This window comes from Stagnimonas aquatica, from assembly GCF_003730135.1.
GTDB classification, from domain to species: domain Bacteria; phylum Pseudomonadota; class Gammaproteobacteria; order Nevskiales; family Nevskiaceae; genus Stagnimonas; species Stagnimonas aquatica.
In genome coordinates, this window is the sequence record NZ_RJVO01000003.1 from 405,938 (window position 1) to 431,224 (window position 25,287).

The 25,287-nt window shown below is 68.2% G+C and carries 24 protein-coding genes; 19 read left to right on the forward strand and 5 right to left on the reverse strand.

What is annotated here, in order from left to right:
* Window positions 1-85: 85 nt before the first annotated feature.
* On the forward strand, window positions 86-1,939 hold the full coding sequence (locus ED208_RS09115; protein ID WP_123211564.1) for a pseudouridine synthase: 1,854 nt from the start codon (window positions 86-88) through the stop codon (window positions 1,937-1,939).
* Between the two features lie 30 nt (window positions 1,940-1,969).
* On the opposite strand, the gene ED208_RS09120 is transcribed toward ED208_RS09115, so the two are convergent.
* Genes ED208_RS09120 through ED208_RS09140 form a run of 5 tightly spaced genes read right to left on the reverse strand, consistent with a single transcriptional unit; the run spans window position 1,970 to window position 5,763 of the window.
* Complete coding sequence (locus ED208_RS09120) at window positions 1,970-2,716, reverse strand: SDR family NAD(P)-dependent oxidoreductase (RefSeq protein WP_123211565.1); 747 nt, start codon at window positions 2,714-2,716, stop codon at window positions 1,970-1,972.
* On the reverse strand, window positions 2,713-3,384 hold the full coding sequence (locus ED208_RS09125; protein ID WP_123211566.1) for an HAD family hydrolase: 672 nt from the start codon (window positions 3,382-3,384) through the stop codon (window positions 2,713-2,715). Before ED208_RS09125 ends, ED208_RS09120 begins: the two co-directional genes overlap by 4 nt.
* Window positions 3,381-4,121, reverse strand: coding sequence for a bifunctional 2-polyprenyl-6-hydroxyphenol methylase/3-demethylubiquinol 3-O-methyltransferase UbiG (ubiG, locus tag ED208_RS09130; RefSeq protein WP_123211567.1), 741 nt, complete (start codon window positions 4,119-4,121; stop codon window positions 3,381-3,383). The genes ED208_RS09125 and ubiG overlap by 4 nt, the downstream gene beginning before the upstream one ends.
* On the reverse strand, window positions 4,118-4,453 hold the full coding sequence (locus ED208_RS09135) for an antibiotic biosynthesis monooxygenase family protein (protein WP_123211568.1): 336 nt from the start codon (window positions 4,451-4,453) through the stop codon (window positions 4,118-4,120). The genes ubiG and ED208_RS09135 overlap by 4 nt, the downstream gene beginning before the upstream one ends.
* On the reverse strand, window positions 4,450-5,763 hold the full coding sequence (locus ED208_RS09140; protein WP_123211569.1) for a TRZ/ATZ family hydrolase: 1,314 nt from the start codon (window positions 5,761-5,763) through the stop codon (window positions 4,450-4,452). Before ED208_RS09140 ends, ED208_RS09135 begins: the two co-directional genes overlap by 4 nt.
* Before the next feature lie 101 nt (window positions 5,764-5,864).
* Between ED208_RS09140 and mtnA the strand changes: the two genes are divergently transcribed.
* From mtnA to ispF, 18 genes are all read left to right on the forward strand, one after another.
* Window positions 5,865-6,857, forward strand: coding sequence for an S-methyl-5-thioribose-1-phosphate isomerase (mtnA, locus tag ED208_RS09145; protein WP_123211570.1), 993 nt, complete (start codon window positions 5,865-5,867; stop codon window positions 6,855-6,857).
* Between the two features lie 45 nt (window positions 6,858-6,902).
* Window positions 6,903-7,979 carry a UDP-3-O-(3-hydroxymyristoyl)glucosamine N-acyltransferase gene (gene lpxD / locus ED208_RS09150; protein ID WP_123211571.1) on the forward strand — a complete coding sequence of 359 codons (1,077 nt, stop codon included), beginning with the start codon at window positions 6,903-6,905 and terminating at the stop codon, window positions 7,977-7,979.
* Between the two features lie 3 nt (window positions 7,980-7,982).
* Window positions 7,983-8,465, forward strand: a complete 483-nt coding sequence (gene fabZ / locus ED208_RS09155; RefSeq protein WP_123211572.1) for a 3-hydroxyacyl-ACP dehydratase FabZ — start codon at window positions 7,983-7,985, stop codon at window positions 8,463-8,465.
* Window positions 8,462-9,262: an acyl-ACP--UDP-N-acetylglucosamine O-acyltransferase gene (gene lpxA / locus ED208_RS09160; protein WP_123211573.1), complete on the forward strand. Its 801-nt coding sequence runs from the start codon at window positions 8,462-8,464 to the stop codon at window positions 9,260-9,262. Before fabZ ends, lpxA begins: the two co-directional genes overlap by 4 nt.
* Window positions 9,263-9,718, forward strand: a complete 456-nt coding sequence (locus tag ED208_RS09165; RefSeq protein ID WP_123211574.1) for an endonuclease domain-containing protein — start codon at window positions 9,263-9,265, stop codon at window positions 9,716-9,718. It abuts the gene before it with no gap.
* A 6-nt stretch (window positions 9,719-9,724) separates the two neighbouring features.
* Window positions 9,725-10,885, forward strand: coding sequence for a lipid-A-disaccharide synthase (gene lpxB, locus ED208_RS09170; RefSeq protein ID WP_123211575.1), 1,161 nt, complete (start codon window positions 9,725-9,727; stop codon window positions 10,883-10,885).
* A 60-nt stretch (window positions 10,886-10,945) separates the two neighbouring features.
* On the forward strand, window positions 10,946-11,587 hold the full coding sequence (gene rnhB, locus ED208_RS09175; RefSeq protein WP_123211576.1) for a ribonuclease HII: 642 nt from the start codon (window positions 10,946-10,948) through the stop codon (window positions 11,585-11,587).
* Complete coding sequence (dnaE, locus tag ED208_RS09180) at window positions 11,584-15,171, forward strand: DNA polymerase III subunit alpha (RefSeq protein WP_123211577.1); 3,588 nt, start codon at window positions 11,584-11,586, stop codon at window positions 15,169-15,171. Before rnhB ends, dnaE begins: the two co-directional genes overlap by 4 nt.
* Window positions 15,168-16,157, forward strand: a complete 990-nt coding sequence (locus ED208_RS09185) for an acetyl-CoA carboxylase carboxyltransferase subunit alpha (RefSeq protein ID WP_123211578.1) — start codon at window positions 15,168-15,170, stop codon at window positions 16,155-16,157. Before dnaE ends, ED208_RS09185 begins: the two co-directional genes overlap by 4 nt.
* Complete coding sequence (tilS, locus tag ED208_RS09190) at window positions 16,150-17,457, forward strand: tRNA lysidine(34) synthetase TilS (RefSeq protein WP_123211579.1); 1,308 nt, start codon at window positions 16,150-16,152, stop codon at window positions 17,455-17,457. The genes ED208_RS09185 and tilS overlap by 8 nt, the downstream gene beginning before the upstream one ends.
* A gap of 42 nt (window positions 17,458-17,499) precedes the next feature.
* The gene (locus ED208_RS09195; RefSeq protein WP_199720565.1) at window positions 17,500-19,131 is read left to right on the forward strand and encodes a 3-(methylthio)propionyl-CoA ligase; all 1,632 of its coding nucleotides are present in this window, start codon (window positions 17,500-17,502) and stop codon (window positions 19,129-19,131) included.
* A gap of 100 nt (window positions 19,132-19,231) precedes the next feature.
* Window positions 19,232-20,887, forward strand: coding sequence for a CTP synthase (gene pyrG / locus ED208_RS09200; RefSeq protein ID WP_123211580.1), 1,656 nt, complete (start codon window positions 19,232-19,234; stop codon window positions 20,885-20,887).
* Between the two features lie 9 nt (window positions 20,888-20,896).
* On the forward strand, window positions 20,897-21,763 hold the full coding sequence (gene kdsA / locus ED208_RS09205; RefSeq protein ID WP_123211581.1) for a 3-deoxy-8-phosphooctulonate synthase: 867 nt from the start codon (window positions 20,897-20,899) through the stop codon (window positions 21,761-21,763).
* 105 nt (window positions 21,764-21,868) lie between these two features.
* The gene (locus tag ED208_RS09210) at window positions 21,869-22,264 is read left to right on the forward strand and encodes a pilin (protein WP_123211582.1); all 396 of its coding nucleotides are present in this window, start codon (window positions 21,869-21,871) and stop codon (window positions 22,262-22,264) included.
* A 193-nt stretch (window positions 22,265-22,457) separates the two neighbouring features.
* A complete protein-coding gene (eno, locus tag ED208_RS09215; protein ID WP_123211583.1) occupies window positions 22,458-23,759 on the forward strand; it encodes a phosphopyruvate hydratase in 1,302 nt (433 codons plus the stop codon).
* A gap of 30 nt (window positions 23,760-23,789) precedes the next feature.
* The gene (gene ftsB / locus ED208_RS09220; protein ID WP_123211584.1) at window positions 23,790-24,071 is read left to right on the forward strand and encodes a cell division protein FtsB; all 282 of its coding nucleotides are present in this window, start codon (window positions 23,790-23,792) and stop codon (window positions 24,069-24,071) included.
* The gene (gene ispD, locus ED208_RS09225; RefSeq protein WP_233574960.1) at window positions 24,068-24,796 is read left to right on the forward strand and encodes a 2-C-methyl-D-erythritol 4-phosphate cytidylyltransferase; all 729 of its coding nucleotides are present in this window, start codon (window positions 24,068-24,070) and stop codon (window positions 24,794-24,796) included. The genes ftsB and ispD overlap by 4 nt, the downstream gene beginning before the upstream one ends.
* Complete coding sequence (gene ispF / locus ED208_RS09230; RefSeq protein WP_123211585.1) at window positions 24,793-25,281, forward strand: 2-C-methyl-D-erythritol 2,4-cyclodiphosphate synthase; 489 nt, start codon at window positions 24,793-24,795, stop codon at window positions 25,279-25,281. The genes ispD and ispF overlap by 4 nt, the downstream gene beginning before the upstream one ends.
* Window positions 25,282-25,287: the final 6 nt, after the last annotated feature.

Genomic DNA, 25,287 nt, shown 5'->3' on the forward strand with positions numbered 1-25,287 from the left:
TTCGCCGGCATGACGATCACGATGCCTGGCTATCATCGCCAGCTTTCTTTTTTCGCGCCGTGAGGCGCCACGACCGAGCCGTCCCATGTCCGAACGCATCCAGAAATACCTCTCCAATCTTGGCTACGGCTCGCGCCGGGAGGTCGAGGACTGGATCGTCGAAGGTCGCCTGGTGGTCAACGGCCAGCCGGCGGAAATTGGCCAGAAGATCGACGAGAGTGATGCCGTCAAGCTCGACGGCAAGCGGCTCTCGCTCAAGGGCGGCAACGAACCTCTGAAGGTGCTGATCTACAAAAAGCGCACCGGCGAAATGGTCACCCGCGAAGACCCGGAAGGCCGGCGCACGGTGTTCCGCAAACTGCCGGACCTGGAAACCGGGCGCTGGATCGCGGTCGGCCGCCTGGACGTCAACACCTCCGGCCTGCTGCTGATGACCAATCACGGCGAGCTGGCGCGGCGGCTGATGCACCCGAGCTTCGAGCAGAAGCGCGAGTACGCGGTGCGTGCGCTCGGCGAGCTGCCCGAGGGCTTCATGCAGCGCCTGCAGTCCGGCGTGCAACTGGAAGACGGCCCGGCGCATTTCGAGACCATCCGCTTCGGTGACAACGAGATCGAAGACGACGAGTCGGAAGGCGAAGGCAGCGGCGGCCGTGCCAATCACTGGTTCGTGGTCACCATCACCGAGGGCCGGCACCGCGAGGTGCGGCGCCTGTTCGAGTCGCAGGGGCTCACCGTCAACCGCCTGATCCGCACCGGCTACGGGCCGATCAAGCTCGGCCGTGGCATCAAGAGCGGCAGCTACCGCGAGGCGACCCGCGACGAGATCCACAAGCTGCTCGACGCCGTCGGCATGGACCACAGCGAAGCCCTGCCGGAGCGGGTGCGGGAATCGCACCGCGCCAAGAGCGAGTTTCCGCAGGGTGGCAAACCCAAGGCTGCCGGGCCCAAGCCGCAGTTCAAGTCCGGTGCCGAGGGCTGGAGCAAGGCCAGCCGCGACGAGCGCAAGCAGGTCGAACGCACCGAGCGCTTCGAGAAAAAGCGGGATGCGGCCGCCCCGGGTCCGGCCCGCGCGGCCAGCGCCTATGAAGCCGGCGCCAAGCCTCGGGCCGGCAAGCCCAGCCCCTGGCGCAAGGAAGTGGCCGGCGCGGTGCCGGCCGGCGGCGGTGAGCCGCAGCAGTTCAAGGCGCGCGGTTTCGGTGCCAAGTCCGAGCGTAGCTACGCCGAGCGTGGCGACAGCGCGCCGCCGCCGCGCCGTCGCGAGACCGGTGGCGAGCGCCCCTACGCGCCGCGTGGCGAGGCGGCTGGCCGTCCGGTCTACGGCAAGAAGCCCTATGGCGAGCGTGGCGCCGCCGGCGCTGAACGCCCGGCCTACAAGCCGCGTGCCGCGCGCGAAGATGGCGCCGCGCGTCCGGCCTACGCCAAGAAGCCTTATGGCGAACGCCCGGCGCGTGCCGGCGAGGGCGAGCGTCCGGCGTTCAAGCCGCGCTTCGCCCGCGAGGAGTCCGGCGCCCGTCCGGCCTACGGCAAGAAGCCCTATGGCGAGCGCGCCGCCGCTGGCGGTGAGCGCCCGGCCTACAAGCCGCGCGCCGCGCGTGAGGACGGCGCCGTCCGTCCTGCCTATGGCAAGAATCCCTACGGCGAGCGCCCGGCGCGTGCCGGCGAGGGCGAGCGTCCGGCGTTCAAGCCACGCCTTGCCCGCGAGGACGGCGCTGCACGCCCCGCCTATGCCAAGAAAGCCTATGGCGAGCGTCCGGCGGGAGCCCGCCCCTTTGGCAAGCCGGCCGGTGAGGGCGGTGGCTACCGGGGCAGCAAGCCGGACGCGGCGCGAGCGCCGAAGAAGAACCTGCAACGCTTCACGGTGCGCGACGGCCAGGCCGCCAGCGGCAACGGCAAGCCCAAGCTGGGCTTGCGCGGCAAGAAGAAGGGCGACGAGGACTAGAGCCGTCTTCCTTGTCGGCTGCCGGGCGGGTTACAGCGCCTGGCCGCTGACGCCGCAGCTGTCCGCGCTCAGCAACCAAAGCAGCCGCCGCGCGGCGGCGTCCGGCGGCGGGGTTTCCTGCACACCTTCGCCGGCATAGCCCTTGACCCGAATCGCGGTACGCATCGGCCCCGGGTAGTAGCTGTTGATGCGCAGCTTGGGATGGCTGCCGGCGCATTCCTGCGCCCAGGTCGCCGCCATCGCTTCCACCGCCGCCTTGGTGATGCCGTAGACGCCGTGGTAGGCCTTGGGCCGACGGCCGCCAGCGTCGCTGACGAACACCAGACTGGCGTCCGGCGATTTCTCCAGCAGTGGCAGGCAGGCCCGGCTCAGCACATAGGCGGCAGTCAGGTTGGTTTGCAGGCTGTCCATCCAGTCCTTCGGGGCCAGTTCCGCCAGTCGCGCGAAGCCGGTGAAGTGGGCGGCGCAGTGCACCAGGCCGTCCAGGCGGCCGAACTCGGCTTCCAGGGTCTCGGCCAGCGCCAGATGATCGTTCCAGGTGGCGCCGTTGAGATTCAGCGGCACGATGCCCGGCTGCGGGCCGCCGGCCTTCTCGATGGCGTCGTAGGTCGCTTCCAGCTTCTTGATGGTGCGGCCGAGCAGGATGGTGGTGGCGCCGGCCGCAGCGGCGGCGAGCGCGGTGGCCTTGCCCAGGCCATCGCCGGCGCCGGTGATCAGGATCACCCGGTCCTTGAGGCTGCCGGGCTGCGGCTGGTAGTCGGCGGGCAGGGTGCTCATGCGATCAGTTCCAGCAGGTCGATGGGACGGGCGAGGATGAGCTCGGCGCCCCAGGTGTGGATGGGATGCGGGCCTTCGTAGCCCCAGGCGGCAGCGACGGTGCGCATGCCGGCGGCGCGGCCGGCGAGGATGTCGCGCTGGTCGTCGCCGACGTACCAGCAGTCCTCGGGCTTCAGTCCGGCGCGCTCGCAGGCCAGCAGCAGGCCATCCGGCGCCGGCTTGGCCTGGGCAACTTCGTCGGCGCTGACCACGGCCGCCGCGCGGCGGTCGAGGCCAAGTGCGGCCATCAAGGCGTCGGTGTAGCGCTTGGGCTTGTTGGTCATCACGCCCCAGGCCAGGCCATGCGCGGCATAGGTCGCGAGCACCGTCTCGAAGCCCTCGAACAGCGGCGACTGATCGGCGAGGTGCTCGGCGTAGTGGGCCAGGAAGGCGTCGCGGTGACGGGGAAAGTCCGCGTGTTCGGGGCTAATGCCCAGCGCCTTGCCCAACAGGCCGCGCGCGCCCGCCGAGGCTACCGGGCGGTAGTCGAGCAGCGGCAGCGGCGGCAGGCCCAGTGAGAGGCGGACGTGGTTGGCGGCGCCACCGAGGTCCGGCGCGGTATCGACCAGGGTGCCGTCGAGGTCGAAGAAGAAGGCCCGCGCGGCGCGGCCGGGGCTGCTGGTGCTCATGCCGGCTTCCGGCAATGCAGGAAGTAGTTCACGTCGATGTCGCTGCCCAAGCGCGCCTGTCTGCTCACCGGGTTGTAGCTCAGCCCCTTGACCTCGACCGCCTCCAGGCCGGCGGCGCGCGCCCAACTGGTCAGCTCGGAAGGGCGGATGAACTTGCCGTAGTCGTGGGTACCGCGCGGCACCAGGTTGAGCACGTACTCGGCGCCCAGCACTGCCAGCGCATAGGCCTTGGGGTTGCGGTTGATGGTGGACAGCACCACCGTGCCACCCGGCTTCACCAGCGTGGCAATCGCGCGCAGCACGCTGGCCGGGTCGGGGACGTGTTCCAGCATTTCCAGGCAGCAGACCAGGTCGTAGGCGGCCGGGGTTTCGGCGGCCAGGGCCTCGGCACTGATCGCGCGGTAGCCGGGCTTCACGCTGCCGGCCCAATGGCCGGCCAGCTCCTGCTCCAGTCCGTGCAGACGGGCGACTTCCAGCGCCTCGTCGGCGAGGTCGATGCCGGTGGCAGTCGCGCCCCGCGCCGCCAGTGCCTCGGTCAGCAGGCCGCCGCCGCAGCCGACATCCAGCGCCGTCTTGCCCTTCAAGCCACCGGCGCAGGCCTCGATGTAGGCGACCCGCGGGCCATTGATGTGGTGCAGAGCGCGCATCGGCCCGTTCGGGTCCCACCAGGTCGCGGCCTGTTTCTGGAAGTTGGCGATTTCGCTGTGATCGACGTTGCTGCTGGAACTGTGGTTCATGGTTTTCCGTAGGCGCGCTCGACCTTGGCGACGCGCAATTCGTAGTGCTGATACCAGCGTTCGCGGCCCTGGCGACGGGCCTCGCTGTGTTCCAGTTGCCGCTTCCAGGCCTGGATCGCGGCCTCGCTCTCCCAGTAGGAGACGGTGATGCCGAAGCCATCGGTGCCGCGCGTGCTCTCCACGCCCAGATAGCCCGGCTGCTGCTGGGCCAGTTGCACCATGCGCTCGGCGGTTTCGCCATAGGTGGCGCCGTCGTCGGCCTGGCGGGTGGAGCTGAAGATCACCGCGTAGTAGGGCGGTTGCGGTGTGGTCGCGAAACGCGGGTCGCTCATGGCCGGATTTTCGCCGCCCACTCACGCGCCTTGGCGCGCAGGGCCGTTTCGTCCAGCGTGGTCAGCAGTCCGCCGCGTAACAGCGGCTTGCCGGCCACGTACACCTCGGAGACCTGGCGGCTGTTGACCGCATAGGCGAGTTGGGAGAGGACGTTGTAGACCGGCTGGGTGTTGAGGGCATCGAGGTCGATGGCGATGAAGTCGGCCTGCTTGCCCTCCTTCAGCGAACCGATCTGCTCGTCCAGGCCCAGGGCCTTGGCGCCGGCCAGGGTCGCCATGTGCAGGGCGGCCTGCGCCGGCAGCGTTTCTGCGTCGCCGGCCACCGCCTTGGCCAGCAGGGCGGCGGTCTTCAGCTCGCCGAACAGGTCGAGATCGTTGTTGCTGGCGGCGCCATCGGTGCCGAGCGCGACGTTGACCCCGGCCTTGAGCAGCTTGCCGACCGGGCAGAAGCCGCTGGCGAGCTTCAAGTTGCTCTCCGGGCAGTGCGCGACGTGCACGCCGAACTCGGCGGCCTCGGCGATTTCCTCGTCGCTGAGCTGGGTCATGTGCACGGCGATGAAGTCAGGGCCCAGCAGTTCCAGCTCCTTGAGCCGCTGCCAGGGGCGCTTGCCCGTGGCCTGCACCGCCATCGCCACTTCGCCAGCGGTTTCGTGCACGTGCATGTGGATGCCGATGGACAGCTCGTTGGCGTAGGCGCGGATCTTGGTCAGCGGCGCGTCGCTGACCGTATAGGGCGCGTGCGGACCGAAGATGGTGGTCACCAGTGGGTTGCCCTTGAGCGCGTCGTGCAGCGCCAGGCCCTTGTGGATGTACTCGTCGGCGTTGGCTGCCCAGGCGGTGGGGAAGTCCAGCACGATCAGGTTGGCGACCGCCCGCATCCCGGCCGCGCTGAAGGCGGCGGCGCTGGCGTCGGGGAAGAAGTACATGTCGTTGACGCAGGTGACGCCGCCGCGGATCAGCTCGGCGGCGGCCAGCGAGACGCCGTCGCGGCAGAACTCGGGCGAGACATGCGCGCCCTCGGCCGGCCAGATGTGCTCCTGCAACCAGGTCATCAGCGGCAGATCGTCGGCGATGCCGCGCAGCAGGCTCATCGCCGCGTGGCTATGGGCATTGACCAGGCCCGGCATCAGCGCGTGACGGTCCAGCCGCAGGGTTTCCCGCGCCTGGTAGCGCTGGGCGGCCTCGGCGGCGGGCAGCAGCTCCAGGATGCGGCCGCCATGCACGGCCAGGGCGTGCTGCTCCAGCACCAGGCCGGCGGGCTCCACCGGCACCAGCCAGCGGGGAAAGACGAGCAGATCAATGGGCTGCATGGCGGCGCCAGGGTCGTGGTGAGGGTTTGTCATGACGGCGCGAGGCGGATGACCGACAATTCGCGCCCTTTCGTCACCCGACCATTTTAAGGGCAAGCTCCATGTCTTCTGTTGTACAGCCGATCATCTGGGCCGCCGACCACCTGCAATTGCTCGATCAGCGGCTGTTGCCGCAGGAGGTGCGGATGCTCGCCTGCCGCAGCGCCGCCGAGGTGGCGCGCGCCATCCACGACATGGCAGTGCGCGGCGCGCCGGCCATCGGCATCGCCGCCGCCTACGGCCTGGTGCTCGATGCCCAGCAGGGCCGCGACTACCAAGCGGCGGAGCAGGTTCTGGCCGAATCCCGGCCCACCGCCGTCAACCTGCGCTGGGCGCTGGAGCGCATGCGCGCGGTCGCCCCGCGCAGCGCCGACGCGCTGCTGGCCGAGGCCGAGGCGATCCATCAGGAAGACCTGGCGCAGAACCTGCGCATGGGCGCGCTGGGCGCGGCCCTGCTGCCGGCAGGGGCGGTGGTGCTCACCCACTGCAACACCGGCGCACTTGCCACTGGCGGGCATGGCACCGCGCTGGGGGTGATCCGCAGCGCCCATGCCGCCGGCAAGCTGAAGTTCGCCTACAACACCGAGACCCGGCCCTGGCTGCAGGGCGCGCGGCTCACCGCCTTCGAGCTGGCGCAGGAGGGCATCCCCGGCAAGCTCCTGGCCGACGGCGCCGCCGCGCACCTGATGAAGAGCGAGAAGATCGACTGGGTGATCGTCGGCGCCGACCGCATCGCCGCCAATGGCGACACCGCCAACAAGATCGGCACCTACGCGCTGGCGCTGGCGGCCAAGGCGCACGGTGCGAAGTTCATGGTGGTGGCGCCCAGCGGCACCTTCGATCTGCACTGCCCGGACGGTGGCCACATCCCCATCGAGGAGCGCAGCGCCGCCGAGCTGACCGAGTTTCGCGGCGCACCGGTGGCACCGCTCGGTTACGCCGCCTACAACCCGGTGTTCGATGTCACGCCGGCCTCTCTGATCGACGCCATCGTCTGCGAACACGGCGTGATCGAGCGGCCTGACGCCGCCAAGATTGCCGCCCTGCTTGGCTGAGCCCAGGTTCGCGCGCCGCCGCCGCTGCCGTTAATGTTGCGCCCCATGACTGAATCCAGCCCCAGCTACACCCTGGCCGAACTGGCCGAGCGCTTCCAGTTGGAAGTGGTCGGCGACGGCCAGACCCGCGTCGCCGGTCTTTGCGAACTCAAGCCCGGCGAGCCCGGCAAGCTCGGCTTTCTCGCCAGCCCGCAATACCGCGCTCAGCTTGCCGACACCCGCGCCGCCGCCGTCGTGGTCGGCAAGCGCGATGTCTCGGCGCTGACCACGCCGGGGCTGTTGGCGCGCGATCCCAGCCTCGCGTTTGCGCGCATCGCCCGCCTGTTCGACGCCAGCCGCGCCTTTGCGCCCGGCGTCGATGCCAGCGCCAGCGTCGCCGGTTCCGCCCGGCTGGCCACCGGCGTCTTCGTCGGGGCGCGCGCGGTGATCGAGGCCGGCGTCAGCGTCGGCGAGGGCAGCTACATCGGGCCGGGTAGCATCCTGCGCGCCGACGCCAGCCTCGGTCCTGGCTGCCGACTGGAAGCGGCGGTGACGGTCGGCGAGCGGGTGCGGCTCGGCGCCCGCGTCCTGGTGCAGCCGGGCGCGGTGATCGGCGCGCGCGGCTTCGGCAATGTCCGCCTGCCGGATGGCTCCTGGGAGGAAATGCCCCAGCTCGGCACCGTCGTGGTCGGCGACGATGTCGAGATCGGCGCCAACACCACCATCGACCGTGGCGCGCTCGGTGACACCGTCATTGAGGACGGCGTGCGCCTCGACAACCAGATCCAGATCGCCCACAACTGCGTGATCGGCAGGAACACCGCCATCGCCGCCTGCACCGGCATCGCCGGCTCCACCCGCATCGGCCAGCGCTGCATGATCGGCGGCGCCGCCGGCATCGGCGGACACCTGGTGATCGCCGACGACGTGGTGCTGCTGGGCAGGGCGATGGTGACCAATTCCATCGATACACCGGGCGTGTACGGCTCCGGCCTGCCACTGGCGCCGGCGCGCGAATGGCGCAAGACCGTGGCGCGGGTGCGCCGCCTCGACAAGCTGACCGAGCGGGTGAAGCATCTGGAAGGCCTGCTCCACGTAAAGGCGCAGGAGAGCGCCGATGCCTCCGAAGGAAACGACAACTAGTTCATGAGCCAGATCAATCTCGACATCCGCGCCATCATGGGTCTGCTGACCCATCGCTCGCCCTTTCTGCTGGTGGACCGGGTGATCGCCTACGAAAAGCAGAAGACGCTCACCGCGATCAAGAACGTCACCTACAACGAGCCGTATTTCACCGGCCACTTCCCGCTGGTGCCGACCATGCCCGGGGTGTTGATGCTGGAGGCGCTGGCGCAGACCTGCGGCCTGTTGGCGGTGCTCGACTCCGGCATCCGCCCCGACTCCGGCTACCTGCTGTATTTCGCCGGCGTCGACGGGGCGCGCTTCAAGCGGCCGGTGGTGCCGGGCGACCAGTTGACCCTGCACGTGGAGCTGGACAAGCAGAAGCGCCATGTCTGGCGCTTCAAGACCAGCGCCCGGGTCGGCGAGGAGCTGGCCTGCGAAGCGGTGCTGACCTGCGTGCTGAAGCATCCCGACGAGGGTCGTGCGGCTGCGGAGGCCTCGGCATGAGCGCGCCGCGCATCCATCCCACCGCGATTATCGACGCCAAGGCCGAGCTGCATGGCTCGGTGCAAGTGGGTCCGTACTCGATCATCGGCCCCGGTGTCGAGATCGGCGAGGACTCCTGGATCGGCCCGCACGCGGTGCTCACCGGCCCGCTCAAGCTCGGCAAGCGCAACAAGGTCTACCAGTTCGCCAGCGTCGGCGAACTCTCCCAGGACAAGACCGCGACGCCGGAGCAGCCGACCAGCACGGTGATCGGCGACGACAACATCATCCGCGAGTACGTCAGCATCCAGCGCGGCACGATGAAGGAGTACGAGACCAAGCGCGGCGAAACCCGCATCGGCGACCGCAACCTGATCATGAATTACTGCCACATCGCGCACGATTGCGTGGTGGGCAGCGACACCATCTTCGCCAACAACGCCAGCCTTGCCGGCCACGTCGAGATCGGCGACTGGGTGATCCTCGGCGGCTACACCCTGGTCTACCAGTTCTGCCGCATCGGCCCGCATGCCTTCACCGCCTACGCGGCCGGCCTGTCCGGCGACGTGCCGCCGTTCGTGATGGTGCAGGGCAGCCCGGCCGACGCCCGCGCCATCAACAAAGAAGGTCTGCGCCGCCGTGGTTTCAAGCCGGAGGAGATGGCGCCCATCGAAGAGGCCTTCAAGCTCATCTACCGCTCCGGCAAGGTGATGGCCGAGGTCAAGGCCGAACTGGCCGAGATGGCCAAGACCTCCGAGCACGTCCGGCTGATGTCCGAGTTCATCAACTCGGGCAAGCGGCCGCTGGCGCGTGGGTGAATGACGGCTCCTGGCTATTCGAGAGAAGGCCTCGCTCGTGCCCGCAAGCTGCGGCGCGAGATGCCTCCGGCCGAGCGCAAGCTGTGGTTCGAAGGTTTGCGGCTGCTGCCTCAGCATTTTCGGCGGCAGCGGCCGTTTGGGCCGTATATCGTGGATTTTTACTGCGCGGCTGCGAAGCTCGTGATCGAGCTTGATGGTGAGAGCCATGACGGATTTGAAGCCCAGCATCTGGATCAGCGGCGCGATGCCTATCTGGCGGGTCTCGGTTTGAAGATTCTGCGGTTCACCAACGTGCAGGTGATGGACGAGTTCGAGGGGGTGATGGCGGCGATTGCCGAGGCCGCGCCGACCCCTCCGTCACCTGCGGTGACACCTCCCCTGCGAGCAGGGGAGGCAAAGGCGGAGTGCCTCCCCTGCGAAGTAGGGGAGGTGGCGGCGCAGCCGCCGGAGGGGTAGTTGCGCATGCACGGCCGCCCCCACTTCGCCCTCATCGCCGGCGAACTCTCCGGCGACCTGCTCGGCGCCGCGCTGATCCGTGCCCTGCGCCAGCGCTATCCGCAGGCGCGCTTCAGCGGCGTCGCCGGCCCGCGCATGCTGGCCGAGGGCTGCGAGGCGGTGGCCAGTATCGAAACCCTGTCGGTGATGGGCCTGGCCGAGGTGCTGCCGGCGGTTCCGCGCCTGCTCAAGCTGCGCAGGATGCTGGTGAGCCATTACACCGCCGGCCGACCGGAAGTGCTGATCGGCATCGACGCGCCCGACTTCAATCTGGGCCTGGAAGCCCGCCTGAAACGTCGGGGCCTGCGTACCGTGCATCTGGTCAGCCCCACGGTCTGGGCCTGGCGCGAGGGCCGGGTGCAGACCGTCGCCAAGGCGGTCGAGCGCATCCTCTGCCTGTTTCCCTTCGAGCCGGCGGTCTACGCCAAGTACGGCGTGCCGGCCGCCTACATCGGACATCCGCTGGCCGACGAGCTGGATGATGCGGTCAGCCCCGCCGCCGGCAAGCAGGCGCTGGGGCTCGATCCGGCACGGCCGGTGCTGGCGCTGCTGCCGGGCAGTCGCAGCGGCGAGGTAAGCCGGCTGGCGGAACCCTTTGCCGAAGCGGCCAGGCGCCTGAGCGAGCAGATTCCGGGGCTGCAAGTCATCACCCCGGTCGCCAAGCCCAGCCTGCGGCCCTTGCTGGAGCAGGCGCGCCAGCAGTATGCGCCGGGCCTGGACTGGCGCCTGCTCGACGGCCAGTCGCGCGAGGCCATGCGCGCCGCCGATGCGGTACTGCTGGCCAGCGGCACCGCCACCCTGGAATGCCTGCTGCTCGGACGGCCGATGGTGGTCGGCTACCGGCTCAGCGGCTTTACGGCCTGGCTGCTGCGGCGCCTGTTGAAGGTCAGCAGCGTGAGCCTGCCGAACTTGCTCAGCGGCGAGAATCTGGTGCCGGAGTTGCTCCAGGAAGACTGCACCCCGGAACGCCTGGCGGAGGCCCTGCGGCTGCTGCTGACGGCGGACGGGGCGGCGACGCGGCAGACCGCCGGATTCGCCGCCGTGCGCGCGGAACTGCGCCGTGACGCCGCCAGCCAGGCCGCCGCCGCCATCGCCGAGCTGCTGGAAACGCCGTCAGCACGGGCTTGAGCGGGGAATCGGCATCCGTCAAGTCGTGAAATCCAGCGCGTGCGCAGGCAAGCTGTGGTCATGAGTGCCGCCCCCCTCCCTGACTCCGTCCGGCTGATCGCCGGGATCGACGAGGCTGGGCGCGGCTGTCTGGCCGGGCCGGTGATGGCGGCGGCGGTGATTCTGCCCGCCGTCCACGGCCTCGTCGGCCTGAACGACTCCAAGCAGTTGTCGGCGCGGGCACGGGAAAAACTGTTCCCGCAGATCCAGCAGCGCGCCCTGGCCTGGGCCGTCGGCACAGCCAGCGTCGCGGAAATCGACCAGTTGAATATCCTGCAGGCGAACTTCCTGGCGATGCGCCGCGCGGTGGCCGCGCTCGGGCGGGTGCCGGCGCTGTGCCGGGTCGATGGCAACCAGGATCCTCGCCTGGGCCTGCCCACCGCGCTGGTGGTGGGTGGCGATGCCCTGCATGCCGAGATCATGGCGGCGAGCATCCTCGCCAAGGTGTCCCGAGATCGGCTGCTGCTCGAACTCGACGGCCGCTACCCGGGTTACGGATTCGCCCAGCACAAGGGCTATGGCACTGCTGCGCACCTCGCGGCACTGCGCCGTCTTGGACCCTGCGCCGAGCACCGGATGAGCTTCGCGCCCTGCGCGCAGCGGTCCTTGCTGGAGGCCGCCTCACGCACCGCGCAGGCCGCCGGTGCGGGAGCGGGCGCATGAGCTTCGTGCACCTGCGGGTCCACACCGAGTACTCGCTCACCGACGGCATCGTCCGGGTCGAGCCGCCCAAGCGCAAAGGCGGTGGCCAGGGCGCGACGCTGACCTCCGCCGCCAAGGAGATGCGACTGCCGGCGCTGGCGATCACCGACCGCAACAATCTCTTTGCGATGGTGAAGTTCTACAAGGCCGCCGAAGGCGCGGGCATCAAGCCCATCGTCGGCGCCGACGTGCTGATCGAGGAGCGCGGCAAGGACGAGGGCGCCGAGCGCCTGACCTTGCTGGTGCAGAGCGAAGCCGGCTACCTCAACCTTGCCGCGCTGCTGTCGCGCGCCTATGCCGAGGGGCAGGGCCGCGAGGGCGCGGTGATCAAGCGCGCCTGGCTGGACGAACGCAGCGAGGGCCTGATCGCGCTCACTGGCCGCGACGGCAGCCTGGCCAAGGCCCTGCTCGGCGACGCGCTGGAGACCGCCGAGGCGATCCGCGCCGAATGGCTGGCGCGCTTCCCCGGCCGCGTCTACCTGGAAGTGACCCGCTGCGGCCGCCCCGGCGAGGAAGACTGGGTGGAGCTGGCCGCGCTCTACAGCCGTTACAGCGGCCTGCCACTGGTGGCGACCAACGACGTGCGCTTTTTGAAGCGCGAGGATTTCGAGGCCCACGAGGCGCGGGTCTGCATCGCCACCGGCCGCATGCTGGCCGACGACAAGCGGCCGCGCGACTACAGCGAGGAGCAGTACCTGAAGTCGGCCGAGGAGATGCAGGCGCTGTTCGCCGACCTGCCGGAGGCGGTCGAGAACACGCTGGAGATCGCCCGCCGCTGCACGCTCAGCCTCAAGTTCGGCACCTACCACCTGCCCAACTTCCCGGTGCCGGAAGGCCACACGCCGGACAGCTTCCTGGAGCAGGAGGCGAAGCAGGGGCTGGAATGGCGGCTGTCGCAGATCCAGCCGACGCGGCCCTTACAGGAATACCGGGACCGCCTGGACTTCGAGATCGGCATCATCAAGAAGATGGGCTTCGCCGGTTACTTCCTGACCGTCTCGGACTTCATCCAGTGGGCCAAGGACAACGGCTGCCCGGTGGGGCCGGGGCGCGGCTCCGGTGCCGGCTCGCTGGTGGCCTATTCGCTGAAGATCACCGATCTCGATCCCTTACCCTACGACCTGCTGTTCGAGCGCTTCCTCAACCCCGAGCGCGTGTCCATGCCCGACTTCGACGTCGATTTCTGCATGGACAACCGCGACCGCGTCATCAAGTACGTCGCCGAAAAATACGGCCGCGAGTACGTCGGCCAGATCGTCACCTACGCGACCATGGCGGCACGCGGCGTGGTGCGCGACGTCACCCGCATCATGGGCCACGGCTTCGGCTTCGGTGACCGCCTGGCCAAGCTCATCCCCGGCATTCCCGGCGCCACCCTGGCCGATGCCATCGAGGAAAACCCGGAGCTGAAAAAGGCTTACGAGGAGGAGGAGGACGTTCGCGCGGTGCTCGACCTGGCGCTGGCGCTGGAAGGCGTCACCCGTGGCGTCGGCGTGCATGCCGGCGGCGTGGTGATCGCGCCCAAGCCCTTGTCCTGCTACACGCCGCTGTACTGCGAAGCCGATGGCAGCGGCGTGCGCACGCAGTTCGACATGAAGGACCTGGAAACCATCGGACTGGTGAAGTTCGACTTCCTGGGCCTGAAGACGCTGACCATCATCCAGGAAGCGGTGGATACCATCGCCCGCCTGCACGGCAAGCAGCTCGACATGCTGGCGCTGCCGCTGGACGACCAGATCACCTATCGCAAGGTCTACCAGTCCGGCGATTCCTCGGCGGTGTTCCAGATGGAATCGCCGGGCATGCAGAAGGCCAGTCGCGAACTCAAACCCGACTGCTTCGAGGACATCATCGCCCTGGTTTCGCTGTACCGGCCGGGCCCGATGGACAACATCCCGACCTTCTGCGAGAACAAGCGCGACCCGAGCAAGGTGCAGTACCTGCATCCCGAGATGGAGCCGGTGCTGAAGCCCACCTACGGCATCTTCGTGTACCAGGAGCAGGTGATGCAGATGTCGCAGCGCTTGGCCGGCTACAGCCTGGGCGGCGCCGACCTGCTGCGCCGGGCGATGGGCAAGAAGATCAAGGCCGAGATGGAGAAGCAGCGCGAGATCTTCACCACCGGCGCCACCGGGCGGGGGGTCGATCCCGAGGTGGCGAGCAAGGTCTTTGACCTGATGGCGAAGTTCGCCGACTACGGCTTCAATAAATCGCACGCCGCCGCCTACGCGCTGGTGAGCTACCACACGGCCTGGCTCAAGGCGCATTACCCGGCCGAGTTCATGGCGGCGGTGATGTCCTGCGAAATGGCGCATACCGAGACCGTCGTGGTGATGCGCGAGGAGGCCCTGCGCATGGGCCTCAAGGTGCAGCCGCCGGACATCAACCGCTCCCGCTACCGCTTTACCGTGCCTGGCGCCAACGCGGTTCTCTACGGCTTGGGCGCGATCAAGGGCGTGGGTGAGGGCGCGGTGGAGGGCATCGTTGCCGAACGCGACGCCAACGGCCCTTACAAGGACCTGTTCGACTTCTGCCGGCGCATCGACACCAAGCGCTGCAACAAGAAGGTGATGGAGGCCCTGATCTTCTCGGGCGCGCTGGACGGTTTCGGCCTCAACCGCGCCTCGCTGATCAAGACCCTGCCCAAGGCCCTGCAACTGGCCGAGCGGGCGGCTGCCTCGGCCAGCAGTGGCCAGAACGAGCTGTTCGGCTTGGGCTCGCCGCAGCCGAAGATCAGCGAGCGGGTGCAGGCCGACCAGGTACAGGACTGGGGCCTGGGCGAGCGCCTGCAGCGCGAGATCGAGACGCTCGGCTTCTACTTGTCCGGTCACCCGATGGATACCTCCCGGGAGCTGATCGACCAGATCTGCAGCGCCCGGCTGGCCGAGTTGCTGGCCAACCTGCCCAAGCCGGTGAAGGGCAATGACGGCAAGGCCAAGTGGCAGCCCCGGACCAAGCATTTGTTCGCCGCCTGGATCACCGATATCCGCTTCTTCAAACCCAAGGAAGAGGGCGGGCGGGCGAGCTACAAGGTCAGTCTCAGCGATGCCGACCGCAGCATCGCGGTCTGGATCGACGCCGACAAATGGCCCAAGTACGCGGGCTTCCTGAAGGCCGACAGCCTGGTGTTCGTGCTCTCCGAGCTGGGCTGGACCCAGCCCAAGGACGACCGTCCCGAGGAGCAGCGGCTGTTCAATGCCGAGTTCTTCGCGCCCGGGACGGTGATGAACGATTACGCCCAGCGCATCAGCCTGCGCTGGCAGCGCCGGCCGGCGGCCGAGGTGCAGGCGCTGAAAACCCTGCTGACTCCGTTCAAGGCCCCGCTGGGCGTGCCGGTGACGGTGGAGTACCAGGGAACGGGTGCCAGCGCGGTGCTGGAATTCCCCCCGGACTGGCGCCTCAAGGCCGACGGCCAGTGCCTTGCGGCATTGCAACAATTCCTTCCCGGCGACTGCGTTAAAGTGCAATATCGACGGTACGTGCCACCGGTCCAGGAGCGACGCTTCGAGCGTTCCTTCGCCGGTGGCGGTGGAGACGATGAATGAACCTGAACTATCTCGACTTCGAACAGCCCATTGCCGACCTGCAGCAGAAGATTGAAGAGCTGCGCTTCGCCACCCAGGGCAGCGAGGTCAACCTCACCGCCGAGATCGCGGCGCTGGAGGGCAAGATCGTCCAGCTCACCGAGCAGATCTTCGCCAATCTCACACCCTGGCAGGTCGCCCAGCTGGCCCGCCACCCGCAGCGCCCCTACGCGCTGGACTACATCAACGGCATCTTCACCGAATGGGAAGAGCTGCACGGCGACCGCCACTATGCCGACGACCCCGCCATCGTCTCTGGCGTCGCCCGGCTGGAAGGCCGCGCCTGCGTGGTGATTGGCCAGCAGAAGGGTCGCGACGCCAAGGAGCGGGTGCTGCGCAACTTCGGCATGCCGCGCCCCGAGGGGTATCGCAAGGCCTTGCGGCTGATGAAGATGGCGGAGAAGTTCCAGTTGCCGGTGATGACCTTCATCGACACCCCCGGCGCCTATCCGGGCATCGGTGCCGAGGAGCGCAACCAGTCCGAGGCCATCGCCCGCAATCTCTTCGAGCTGTCGCGTCTGCGTACGCCGGTGATCGCCACCGTGACTGGCGAGGGCGGTTCCGGCGGCGCGCTGGCGATTGGCGTCGCCGACGTGGTGATGATGCTCCAGTACAGCATCTACTCGGTGATCTCGCCCGAGGGCTGCGCCAGCATCCTGTTCAAGTCCGCCAGCCGGGCTCCGGAGGCCGCCGCCGCCATGCGCGTCGGCGCGCAGGACATCTACAACCTGAAACTGATCCACGAAGTCATCCCGGAGCCGCTGGGCGGCGCCCACCGCGATCCGGCGGCGATGATCGCCAGCGTCAAGGCGCGTCTGGTGGAGCATCTCGAGCGCTTGGTGCAGCGGCCGATGACGGTGCTGCTGCACGACCGCTACCAGCGTCTGATGAATTTCGGCGCCTACGAGGAGCCGCAGGTCGTCACCCATCTGAAGGCCGTTGGCTAAACCCCCAGCCAGCCCCTGGGCCGGCCTGCTGCGGGCGCCGGCCGGTCACGGCGAGGCACCCTGTCTGCTGGCCTACAGCGGTGGTGCCGATTCCACCGCCCTGCTGCATCTGGCCGTGGAGCACCGGCTGCCGGGCTTGCGTGCCGTCCACGTCCACCATGGCCTGCAAGCCGCCGCCGACGACTGGGCCGCGCACTGCCAGGCAGTCTGTGCCGGACTCGGCGTGCCGCTGGAGGTGCTGCGCGTGCAGGTTGCGGCCGACGATCCGGCGGGGCCGGAGTCCGCCGCCCGCACCGCCCGCTATGCCGCGCTGCGCAGCCGCCTGCCGCCGGGCGGGTTGTTGCTCACCGCGCACCAGCGTGACGATCAGGCCGAAACCCTGCTGCTGCGGCTACTGCGCGGCAGCGGCGTCGAGGGTTTGGCGGCGATCCGTTCGTTCACCTCCTTCGACCCGGGCTGGCTCTGGCGGCCGCTGCTGGCGGTGCCCGGCGCGGCGCTGCGCGACTACCTGCGCGCGCGCGGCCTGTCCTGGATCGAGGACCCGCACAATCGCTCGCCACGCTACGCCCGCTCCTGGCTGCGGCAGACCTTGATGCCCGGGTTGCGCCAGCGCTGGCCGGAGGCGGAGCGGCAACTGGCGTCCACGGCGGCGCGCTGCGCGGAGGCGGCCGAGCTGCTCGCGGAACTGGCCGCCGAGGGCCTGCCGGCGGTCCAGCGGCAGGACGGTGGTCTCTCGGTTTCCGGTCTGCTGGCCTTGAGCCCGGCGCGCCGGCACCTGCTGCTGCGGCATTGGCTGGAGCGCTTGAAGCTGCCGGCCGTCTACGACGAAACCCTGCACCACCTCGACCGCGAGGTGCTGCCGGTACGACCCGACGCCGAGCCGCTGCTGGCCTGGCCGGGTGGCGAGTTCCGCCGCTACCGCGACGGGCTCTACGCCGCCGCGCGCCTGCCGCCGCTACCCGAGGACTACGCCGTGGAGTGGGACGGCCGGGGTGTGCTGGAACTGCCCGCCGGCTGCGGTCGGCTGCTGCCGGCAGGACCGCTGCGCGCGACCGTGCGTCTGCCCCAAGGCGGCGAGCGTCTGCGCCTGGCCGGCGAAGCCCACCACCGCAGCCTGCGCGCCCTGGCCCAGCGCGAGGGCCTGCCGCCCTGGCTCCGTCAGCGCCTGGCGCTGGTCTACGTCGACGGCGAGTTGCACTCCGTTGCCGGCCGTTGGCGGACGGAGCACAAACTGCCTTGTGAATACATCCAATCTTGGTCTACTGCCGAACTGCCCGGCCTGCCGCTAAGCTGGCGTTGACAAAGTTTCAACAAACCATCGCCTGCCTGGAGGAGAACCTAGATGCACGGCCTCATGATGGATCAGCCCCTGCTGATCTCTGAACTCATTCGTCACGCCGAGCGTTACCACGCCGACACTGAGATCGTTTCACGCCTGCCGGACGCGGGCGGGGCCATCCACCGCAGCAACTGGGGTGAGGTGGCGCGGCGTTCCCGCCAGGTGGCAAACGCCCTCAGTGCTCTGGGCCTGGGCCCACAGGCGATGGTCGGCACGCTGGCCTGGAACACCCACCGGCATCTGGAGCTGTACTACGGCGTGTCCGGCAGCCAGCGGGTGCTGCACACCATCAACCCGAGGCTGTTCCCCGAGCAGATCTGCTGGATCATCAATCACGCCGAGGACGCGGTGGTGTTCTTCGATGTGACGTTTGCGTCTCTGGTTGATGGCCTGGTGGCCGGCGGTTGCCCGACCGTCAAGCACTGGGTGGCGCTGACCAGCGCCGACAAGCTGCCGGCGATGAAGCACGTCCAGCCGCTCGCCTACGAGGAGCTGGTCTCGGCGGCGTCGGCGGACTATTCCTGGCCCAGCTTCGACGAGCGTGAAGCCGGCTCGCTCTGCTACACCAGTGGCACCACCGGCAATCCCAAGGGCGTGCTGTATTCGCACCGCTCGACCGTCCTGCATGCCTACGGCACCTGCATGCCCGATGTCATGGGGCTTTCTGCCCGCGACGTGGTGCTGCCGGTGGTGCCGATGTTCCACGTCAATGCCTGGGGCATTCCGTACTCGGCCGCCGCCATTGGCGCCAAGCTGGTGATGCCCGGTGCAGGCCTGGATGGCCCCAGCCTCTACGAGCTGTTCGAGAGCGAGAAGGTCAGCTTCTCGGCCGGCGTGCCGACGGTCTGGCTGGGCCTGCTCCAGCACTTGCAGAAGAACAATCTGCACTTCAGCCGGCCCTGGAACTCCATCGTCGGCGGCTCCGCCTGCCCGCCGGCGCTGATGCGCGCCTACCGCGACGGCTACGGCGTGAAGATCCGCCACGCCTGGGGCATGAGCGAGATGTCGCCGCTGGGCACCGTCTGCACGCTCAAGGAAAAGCATCTGAAGCTGTCGGCGGAGGAGCAGTTCGCCATCGAGCTGAAGCAGGGCCGGCCAGTGTTCGGCGTGGATATGCGCATCGTCGATCAGAACGGCCAGCCGCTGCCGCACGACGGCAAGGCCTTCGGCGACTTGCAGGTGCGCGGGCCCTGGGTGGTGCAGCGTTATTTCAAGCTCGACAAGGATCCGCTGCAGGACGGCTGGTTCCCGACCGGCGACGTCGGCACCATCGACCCGGACGGCTATCTGCAGATCACCGACCGCAGCAAGGACGTCATCAAGTCCGGCGGCGAATGGATCAGCAGCATCGACCTGGAAAACGTCGCCGTCGCTCACCCGGCGGTGCAGGAGGCGGCGGTGATCGGCGTCCACCATCCGAAATGGGACGAGCGGCCGCTTCTGGTGGTGGTCAGGAAGCCTGGTGCCGAGCTGGGCGCGGCGGAGCTGATCGCGCACTTCGAGGGCAAGATCGCCAAGTGGTGGACGCCGGACGACGTGGTGTTCGTCGAGGAAATCCCGCATACCGCCACTGGCAAGATCAGCAAGCTGCAACTGCGCCAGCAGTACAAGGACTACCAGCTGCCGACGGCCTGAGACCCGCGTTCCCGGAGCCGGGTCGGGGGGCGGACGGCTTCCGGCCCGGTGCCCCGCTGCCGTAAAATGTCGGATTAGCCGAACGGGATACCTAGACCTCATGCCGGACCATCAGACTCGCTACATCTTCGTCACTGGCGGCGTGGTTTCGGCCCTCGGCAAGGGCATCGCCGCCGCTTCCCTGGGGGCGATCCTGGAATCGCGTGGGCTGAAGGTCCACATGATCAAGCTCGACCCCTACATCAACGTCGATGCCGGCACCATGTCGCCGTTCCAGCACGGCGAGGTGTTCGTCACCGAGGACGGCGCCGAGACCGACCTCGACCTGGGCCACTACGAGCGCTACCTGCGCGCCAAGACCAGCAAGAACAGCAACGTCACCACCGGCCAGATCTACCGCAACGTGCTCGACAAGGAGCGTCGCGGCGACTACCTGGGCAAGACCGTGCAGGTGATCCCGCACATCACCGACGAGATCCAGAACGCGGTCAAGCGCGGCGGTGCCGGCTGCGACATCTGCCTGGTGGAGATCGGTGGCACGGTCGGTGACATCGAGGGTCTGCCGTTCCTGGAGTCGATCCGCCAGATGCAGGTCGAGCTGGGCCGCAAGCACACCATGTTCATGCATCTCACCCTGGTGCCCTACATCAAGGCCGCCGGCGAGATGAAGACCAAGCCGACCCAGCACAGCGTCAAGGAGCTGCGCACGATTGGCATCCAGCCCGATGTGCTGCTCTGCCGCACCGACCGGGCGCTGCCGGAGAGCGAGCGCCGCAAGATCGCCATGTTCACCAACGTGCCGATCCGCGCGGTGATCTCGGCGGTGGACCTCGACGACATCTACAAGATCCCGGGCTGGCTGCACCAGCAGGGCCTGGACGAGCTGGTGATCGAGCACTTCGGGCTCACCGACTGCCACAAGGCCGACCTGCGCGAGTGGGACGATCTGGTCGAGAAGCGCCTGGTGTCGGATACCGAGGTCAACGTGGCCATGGTCGGCAAGTACGTCGATCTCGCCGACGCGTACAAGAGCCTCAACGAGGCGCTGATCCATGCTGGCCTGCACACCGGCACCAAGGTGAAGATCCGTTACATCGACTCCGAACAGGTCGAGAGCCAGGGCGCGCGGGTGCTGCAGGGCGCCGATGCCATCCTGGTGCCCGGCGGCTTCGGCGAGCGTGGCGTCGAGGGCAAGATCATTGCTGCCCGGCATGCCCGCGAGAATCAGATTCCCTACCTGGGCATCTGCCTGGGCATGCAGGTGGCCTGCATCGAGTACGCCCGCAATGTCGTCGGCCTGAAAGACGCCCATTCCACCGAGTTCTCGCCGAAGTCGGCGCACCCGGTGATCGCCATGATCACCGAATGGAAGGACGCCTCCGGGAAGGTCGAGAAGCGCTCGGCCAAGTCCGACAAGGGCGGCACCATGCGGCTCGGTGCCCAGGCCTGCAAGCTCAAGGCTGGCAGCAAGTCGCGCGAGCTGTACAACGCCGAAGTGATCCACGAGCGTCACCGTCACCGCTACGAGTTCAACAACAACTACCGGGAACCGCTGGCCGCCAAGGGCATGCAGTTTGTCGGCGTGTCGGAGAACGAGGAACTGGTGGAGATCATCGAGCTGCCGGAGCACCCGTTCTTCGTCGCCGTGCAGTTCCACCCGGAGTTCACCTCGACCCCGCGTGAAGGCCATCCGCTGTTCAAGGGCTTTGTCAGCATGGCCCGCGAACACCACCTCGCTCATCAGGCCAAGGCCTAAGGACTCTCCATGAAACTCTGCGGCCGCGACATTGGCATCGACCAGCCCCTGTTCCTGATTGCCGGCCCGGATACCCTGGAGTCCCAGCAACTGGCCCTGGATGTCGCCGGACACATCAAGCCGATCGCCGACAGGCTGGGCATCCTCTACATCTTCAAGGGCAGCTTCGACAAGGCCAACCGCAGCAGCCACAAGAGCTACCGTGGCCCGGGCCTGGAAGGCGGCCTGAAGATCATGGAAGAGGTGAAACGCCAGATCGGCGTGCCGGTGCTCACCGACGTGCACGAAGACACTCCGCTGGCGGAAGTGGCGAGCGTGATCGACGTGATCCAGACCCCGGCCTTCCTCTGCCGGCAGACCAATTTCATGCAGAACGTGGCCAAGACCGGTCGGCCGATCAACGTCAAGAAAGGCCAGTTCATGTCGCCCTGGGAAATGGGCAACGTGATCGAGAAGATGAAGGCGGTCGCGCCGCAGCAAGCGGAGGCCTCGGCCTCCGCGCACAAACATAACTTCATGTTGTGCGAGCGCGGTTTCAGCTTCGGCTACAACAATCTGGTCGCCGACATGCGCGGCCTGGCGATCATGCGCCAGTACGCGCCGGTGGTGTTCGACGGCACCCACACCGTGCAGTTGCCAGGCGGGCAGGGCACCGCCAGTGGCGGCATGCGCGAGATGATCCCGGTGCTGGCGCGCGCTGCGGTCGGCGCTGGCATCTCCGGCCTGTTCATGGAAACCCATCCGGACCCGGACTCCGCGCTCTGCGACGGCCCCAACTCCCTGCCGCTGGCCAAGATCGCCGACTTGCTGGAGACCCTGGTCGAGCTGGACCGGGTGGTCAAGAAGCGGCCGCTGCTGGAAGCCGCCCTGGTCTGAGCGAGGCCGTCGGGCGCGCCTAGCCCGTTCGGCTGACTACAGCTGTCAGGTCTGGCGTTAGACTCCGCCCAGCCGGCCCGTTTTGGCGTCGGCAGGAGGAGAACCATGAAAGGCGCAAAGTACGCCCGTTCGTCGCTGCGGGTGCTCGCGGCGGCACCCATGCTGGTATTGCTGGCCTGCGGCGGTCAGCAGAAGGCGGAACACCTCAAGATCGCCAGCGAGTCGGCCGTTCGACTGCAGGAAGGCGTGGTCGAATTCGCCACCAGCCAGCAGCGCTGGCCGTCGCGCATCGAGGATCTCAAGGTGGGCGGTGACCAGCTTCCCGGAGTGACCTACGGTGTTAGCGATGGCGGCATGATCAGCATCTGGTTCCGCGAGGGCTCCTCGCTGCCGGGTGCCGTGCTCCGCTACACGCCCCGCCAGGACGCCAGCGGTGCGGTGAGCTGGACCTGCACCAGCGAGGCGCTGGACAGCGAACTCAAGCCGGCCGGCTGCGTCTAGCCGGCCACTGCAAATTCAGGCTTCACCCGTTGCATCAAGCCCTCTTCTGAGGGCGGGAGGGCTGTCGTCCAGCATCCGCTGTTGCTGATGGCATCAGTCAATGGCGGGGCAGGCGATGCCAGCCGCAGCAACTGGCCCTAAAATGCGCGCCATTCTTTGAAGTCTTTTCCAACCCAAGCCCGTAGCCGACCCTATGTCCAAGATCGCCAAAGTGACCGCCCTCGAAATCATTGACTCCCGTGGCAACCCGACCGTCGAAGCGGTGGTGGAGCTGGAGTCGGGTGCGGTGGGCCGCGCGGCGGCGCCGTCCGGGGCGTCCACCGGTACCCGTGAGGCGGTGGAACTGCGCGATGGCGCTCCCAAGGGCAAGGCCAAGCCGCGCTACCTGGGCAAGGGCGTGCTGCAGGCGGTGAAGAACGTCGAGACCGAGATCGCCAAGAAGGTGATCGGCCTGGAAGGGCAGGAACAGGCAGCGCTCGACGCCGCGATGATCGCCCTCGACGGCACCGAGAACAAATCCCGCCTAGGTGCCAACGCCCTGCTGGCGGTGTCGCTGGCCAACGCCAAGGCGGCGGCCGACGAGAACTACCTGCCGCTGTTCCGCCACCTCGGCGGCATCAGCAGCGTGACCCTGCCGGTGCCGATGATGAACGTCATCAACGGCGGCGCGCATGCCGACAACAATGTCGACATCCAGGAGTTCATGATCCTGCCGGTCGGCGCCCCGAGCTTCTCGGAAGCGCTGCGCTGGGGCGCGGAGACCTTCCACAGCCTCAAGTCGGTGCTCAAGGGCCGCAAGCTCAACACGGCGGTGGGTGACGAGGGCGGCTTCGCGCCCGACCTCGCCAGCAATGTCGCGGCGCTGGACTGCCTCCTGGAAGCCATCGAGAAGGCCGGCTTCAAGCCGGGCAAGGACATCTACCTGGGCCTCGATGTCGCCTCTTCGGAGTTCTTCGAGAAGGGCAAGTACCACCTGCATGGCGAGGGCAAGAGCTTCACCCCCGAGCAGTTTGGCGACTTCCTGGCCGGCATCGTCGCCAACTACCCGGTGATCTCCATCGAGGACGGCATGGCCGAAGGCGACTGGAAGGGCTGGAAGTACCTGAGCGACAAGCTCGGCAAGAAGGTGCAGCTGGTCGGCGACGATCTGTTCGTCACCAACACCAAGATCCTCAAGGAAGGCATCGCCAAGGGCATTGCCAACTCCATCCTGATCAAGCCCAACCAGATCGGCACCCTCACCGAGACTTTGCAGGCGATCCAGATGGCGACCGACGCCGGCTATTCGAGTGTCGTCAGCCATCGCTCCGGCGAGACCGAGGACGCCACCATCGCCGACATCGCGGTGGGCACCAACGCCACCCAGATCAAGACCGGCTCGCTGTGCCGCAGCGACCGCATGGCCAAGTACAACCAGCTGCTGCGCATCGAGAAGATCCTCGGCAAGCAGGCCCGCTACCCGGGCGCCGGCGCCTTCCCGGTGAAGATCGGCTAAGCATCAGTCTCGGCGCTGCCGGAGCCGGCCATGCCACGTCGCCTAGTGACCTGGCTGCTGCTGGCTCTGGTGCTGGTGTTGCAGTACCGGCTCTGGCTGGGTGACGGTGGCTACGCCGACAAGCGTCGGCTGTCGGCCCAGGTGGAAGCGCAGCGGCTCGAAGTCGAGCGGCTGCGCGCCCGCAACGCCGCCCTGCAAGCCGAAGTCGATGACCTCAAGGCCGGCGTGGCGGCCGTCGAGGCCCGCGCCCGCGCCGACCTCGGCATGATCCAGCCCGGCGAGACCTTCTACCTGATGACACCCAAGCCGTGAGTGGCTCTCTTTCCTCGCGCCCCGCCTGTCGCTACTGGGCAGTGGTGCCGGCCGCCGGCGGCGGCACCCGCATGGGTCTCAACCGGCCCAAGCAGTACCTCCCATTACGCGGTCGCAGCCTGATCGAATGGAGCCTGCAACCCCTGCTGGATGCCGGCTGGATCGACGGCATCGTGGTGGTGCTGGCCAAGAGCGACAGCGAGTTCGCCAGCCTGGCGCTCGCCGGGCATCCGAAGATCGTGGTCACCACCGGCGGCGCCGCGCGCGCTGACTCGGTGCTGGCCGGTCTGGCCACGGTGGCGGCACGCGCGGCAGCCTTCGAGGACGTGCGGGTGCTGGTGCACGACGCCGCTCGCCCCTGCCTTGAGGCTTCGGCGCTGGAGCGCCTGCGCGAGGAATGCGGCGAGCCGCACGGCGGCCTGCTGGCGCTGCCCTGCACCGACACGCTCAAACGCGCCAAGTCCAACAAGGTGGTGGAGACCGTCGACCGTGCCTTCTACTGGCGAGCGCAGACCCCGCAGCTGTTCCCACTGACGCTGCTGAGCGCGGCCTTGCAGGAGTGCCGCGCGCGCGACCTGGAAGTGACGGACGAGGCGAGTGCGATGGAACGTGCCGGCTACAAGCCACGGCTGGTCCGTGGCCACGAGAGCAATCTGAAAGTGACCTATCCCGAAGACCTGCCGCTGGCCGAATTCTGGCTGTCGCGGCGCGAGCGCCACGCATGAGCGGCCTGCCGTTCCGCATTGGTCACGGCTTTGATGCCCATCGCATCGAACCGGGCGAGGGCGTCAGCCTGGGCGGCGTGTTCATCGCCTGCGACTGGCGGATCATTGCCCACTCCGACGGCGATGTGCTGATCCACGCGCTCTGCGACGCCCTGCTGGGCGCCATCGCCGGCGGCGACATCGGCAAGCTGTTCCCCGACAACGATCCGCAGTTCAAGGGCATCGACAGCCGGAAACTGCTGGCGGTGGTGATGGAGCGGGTGCGCGCCGCCGGCTACGCGCCGGCCAACGCCGACCTGACCCTGATCGCCGAGGTGCCGCGCGTCGCCAAGCACGTGCCGGCGATGCGCGAGGCCCTGGGCACTGTGATGGGCCTGGGGCTGGACGCCATCAACGTCAAGGCCACCACCAACGAGACCATGGGCCACATTGGCCGCCGCGAGGGCATTGCCGCCCACGCGGTGGTGTTGCTGGCGAAGGTCTAGGCCAAA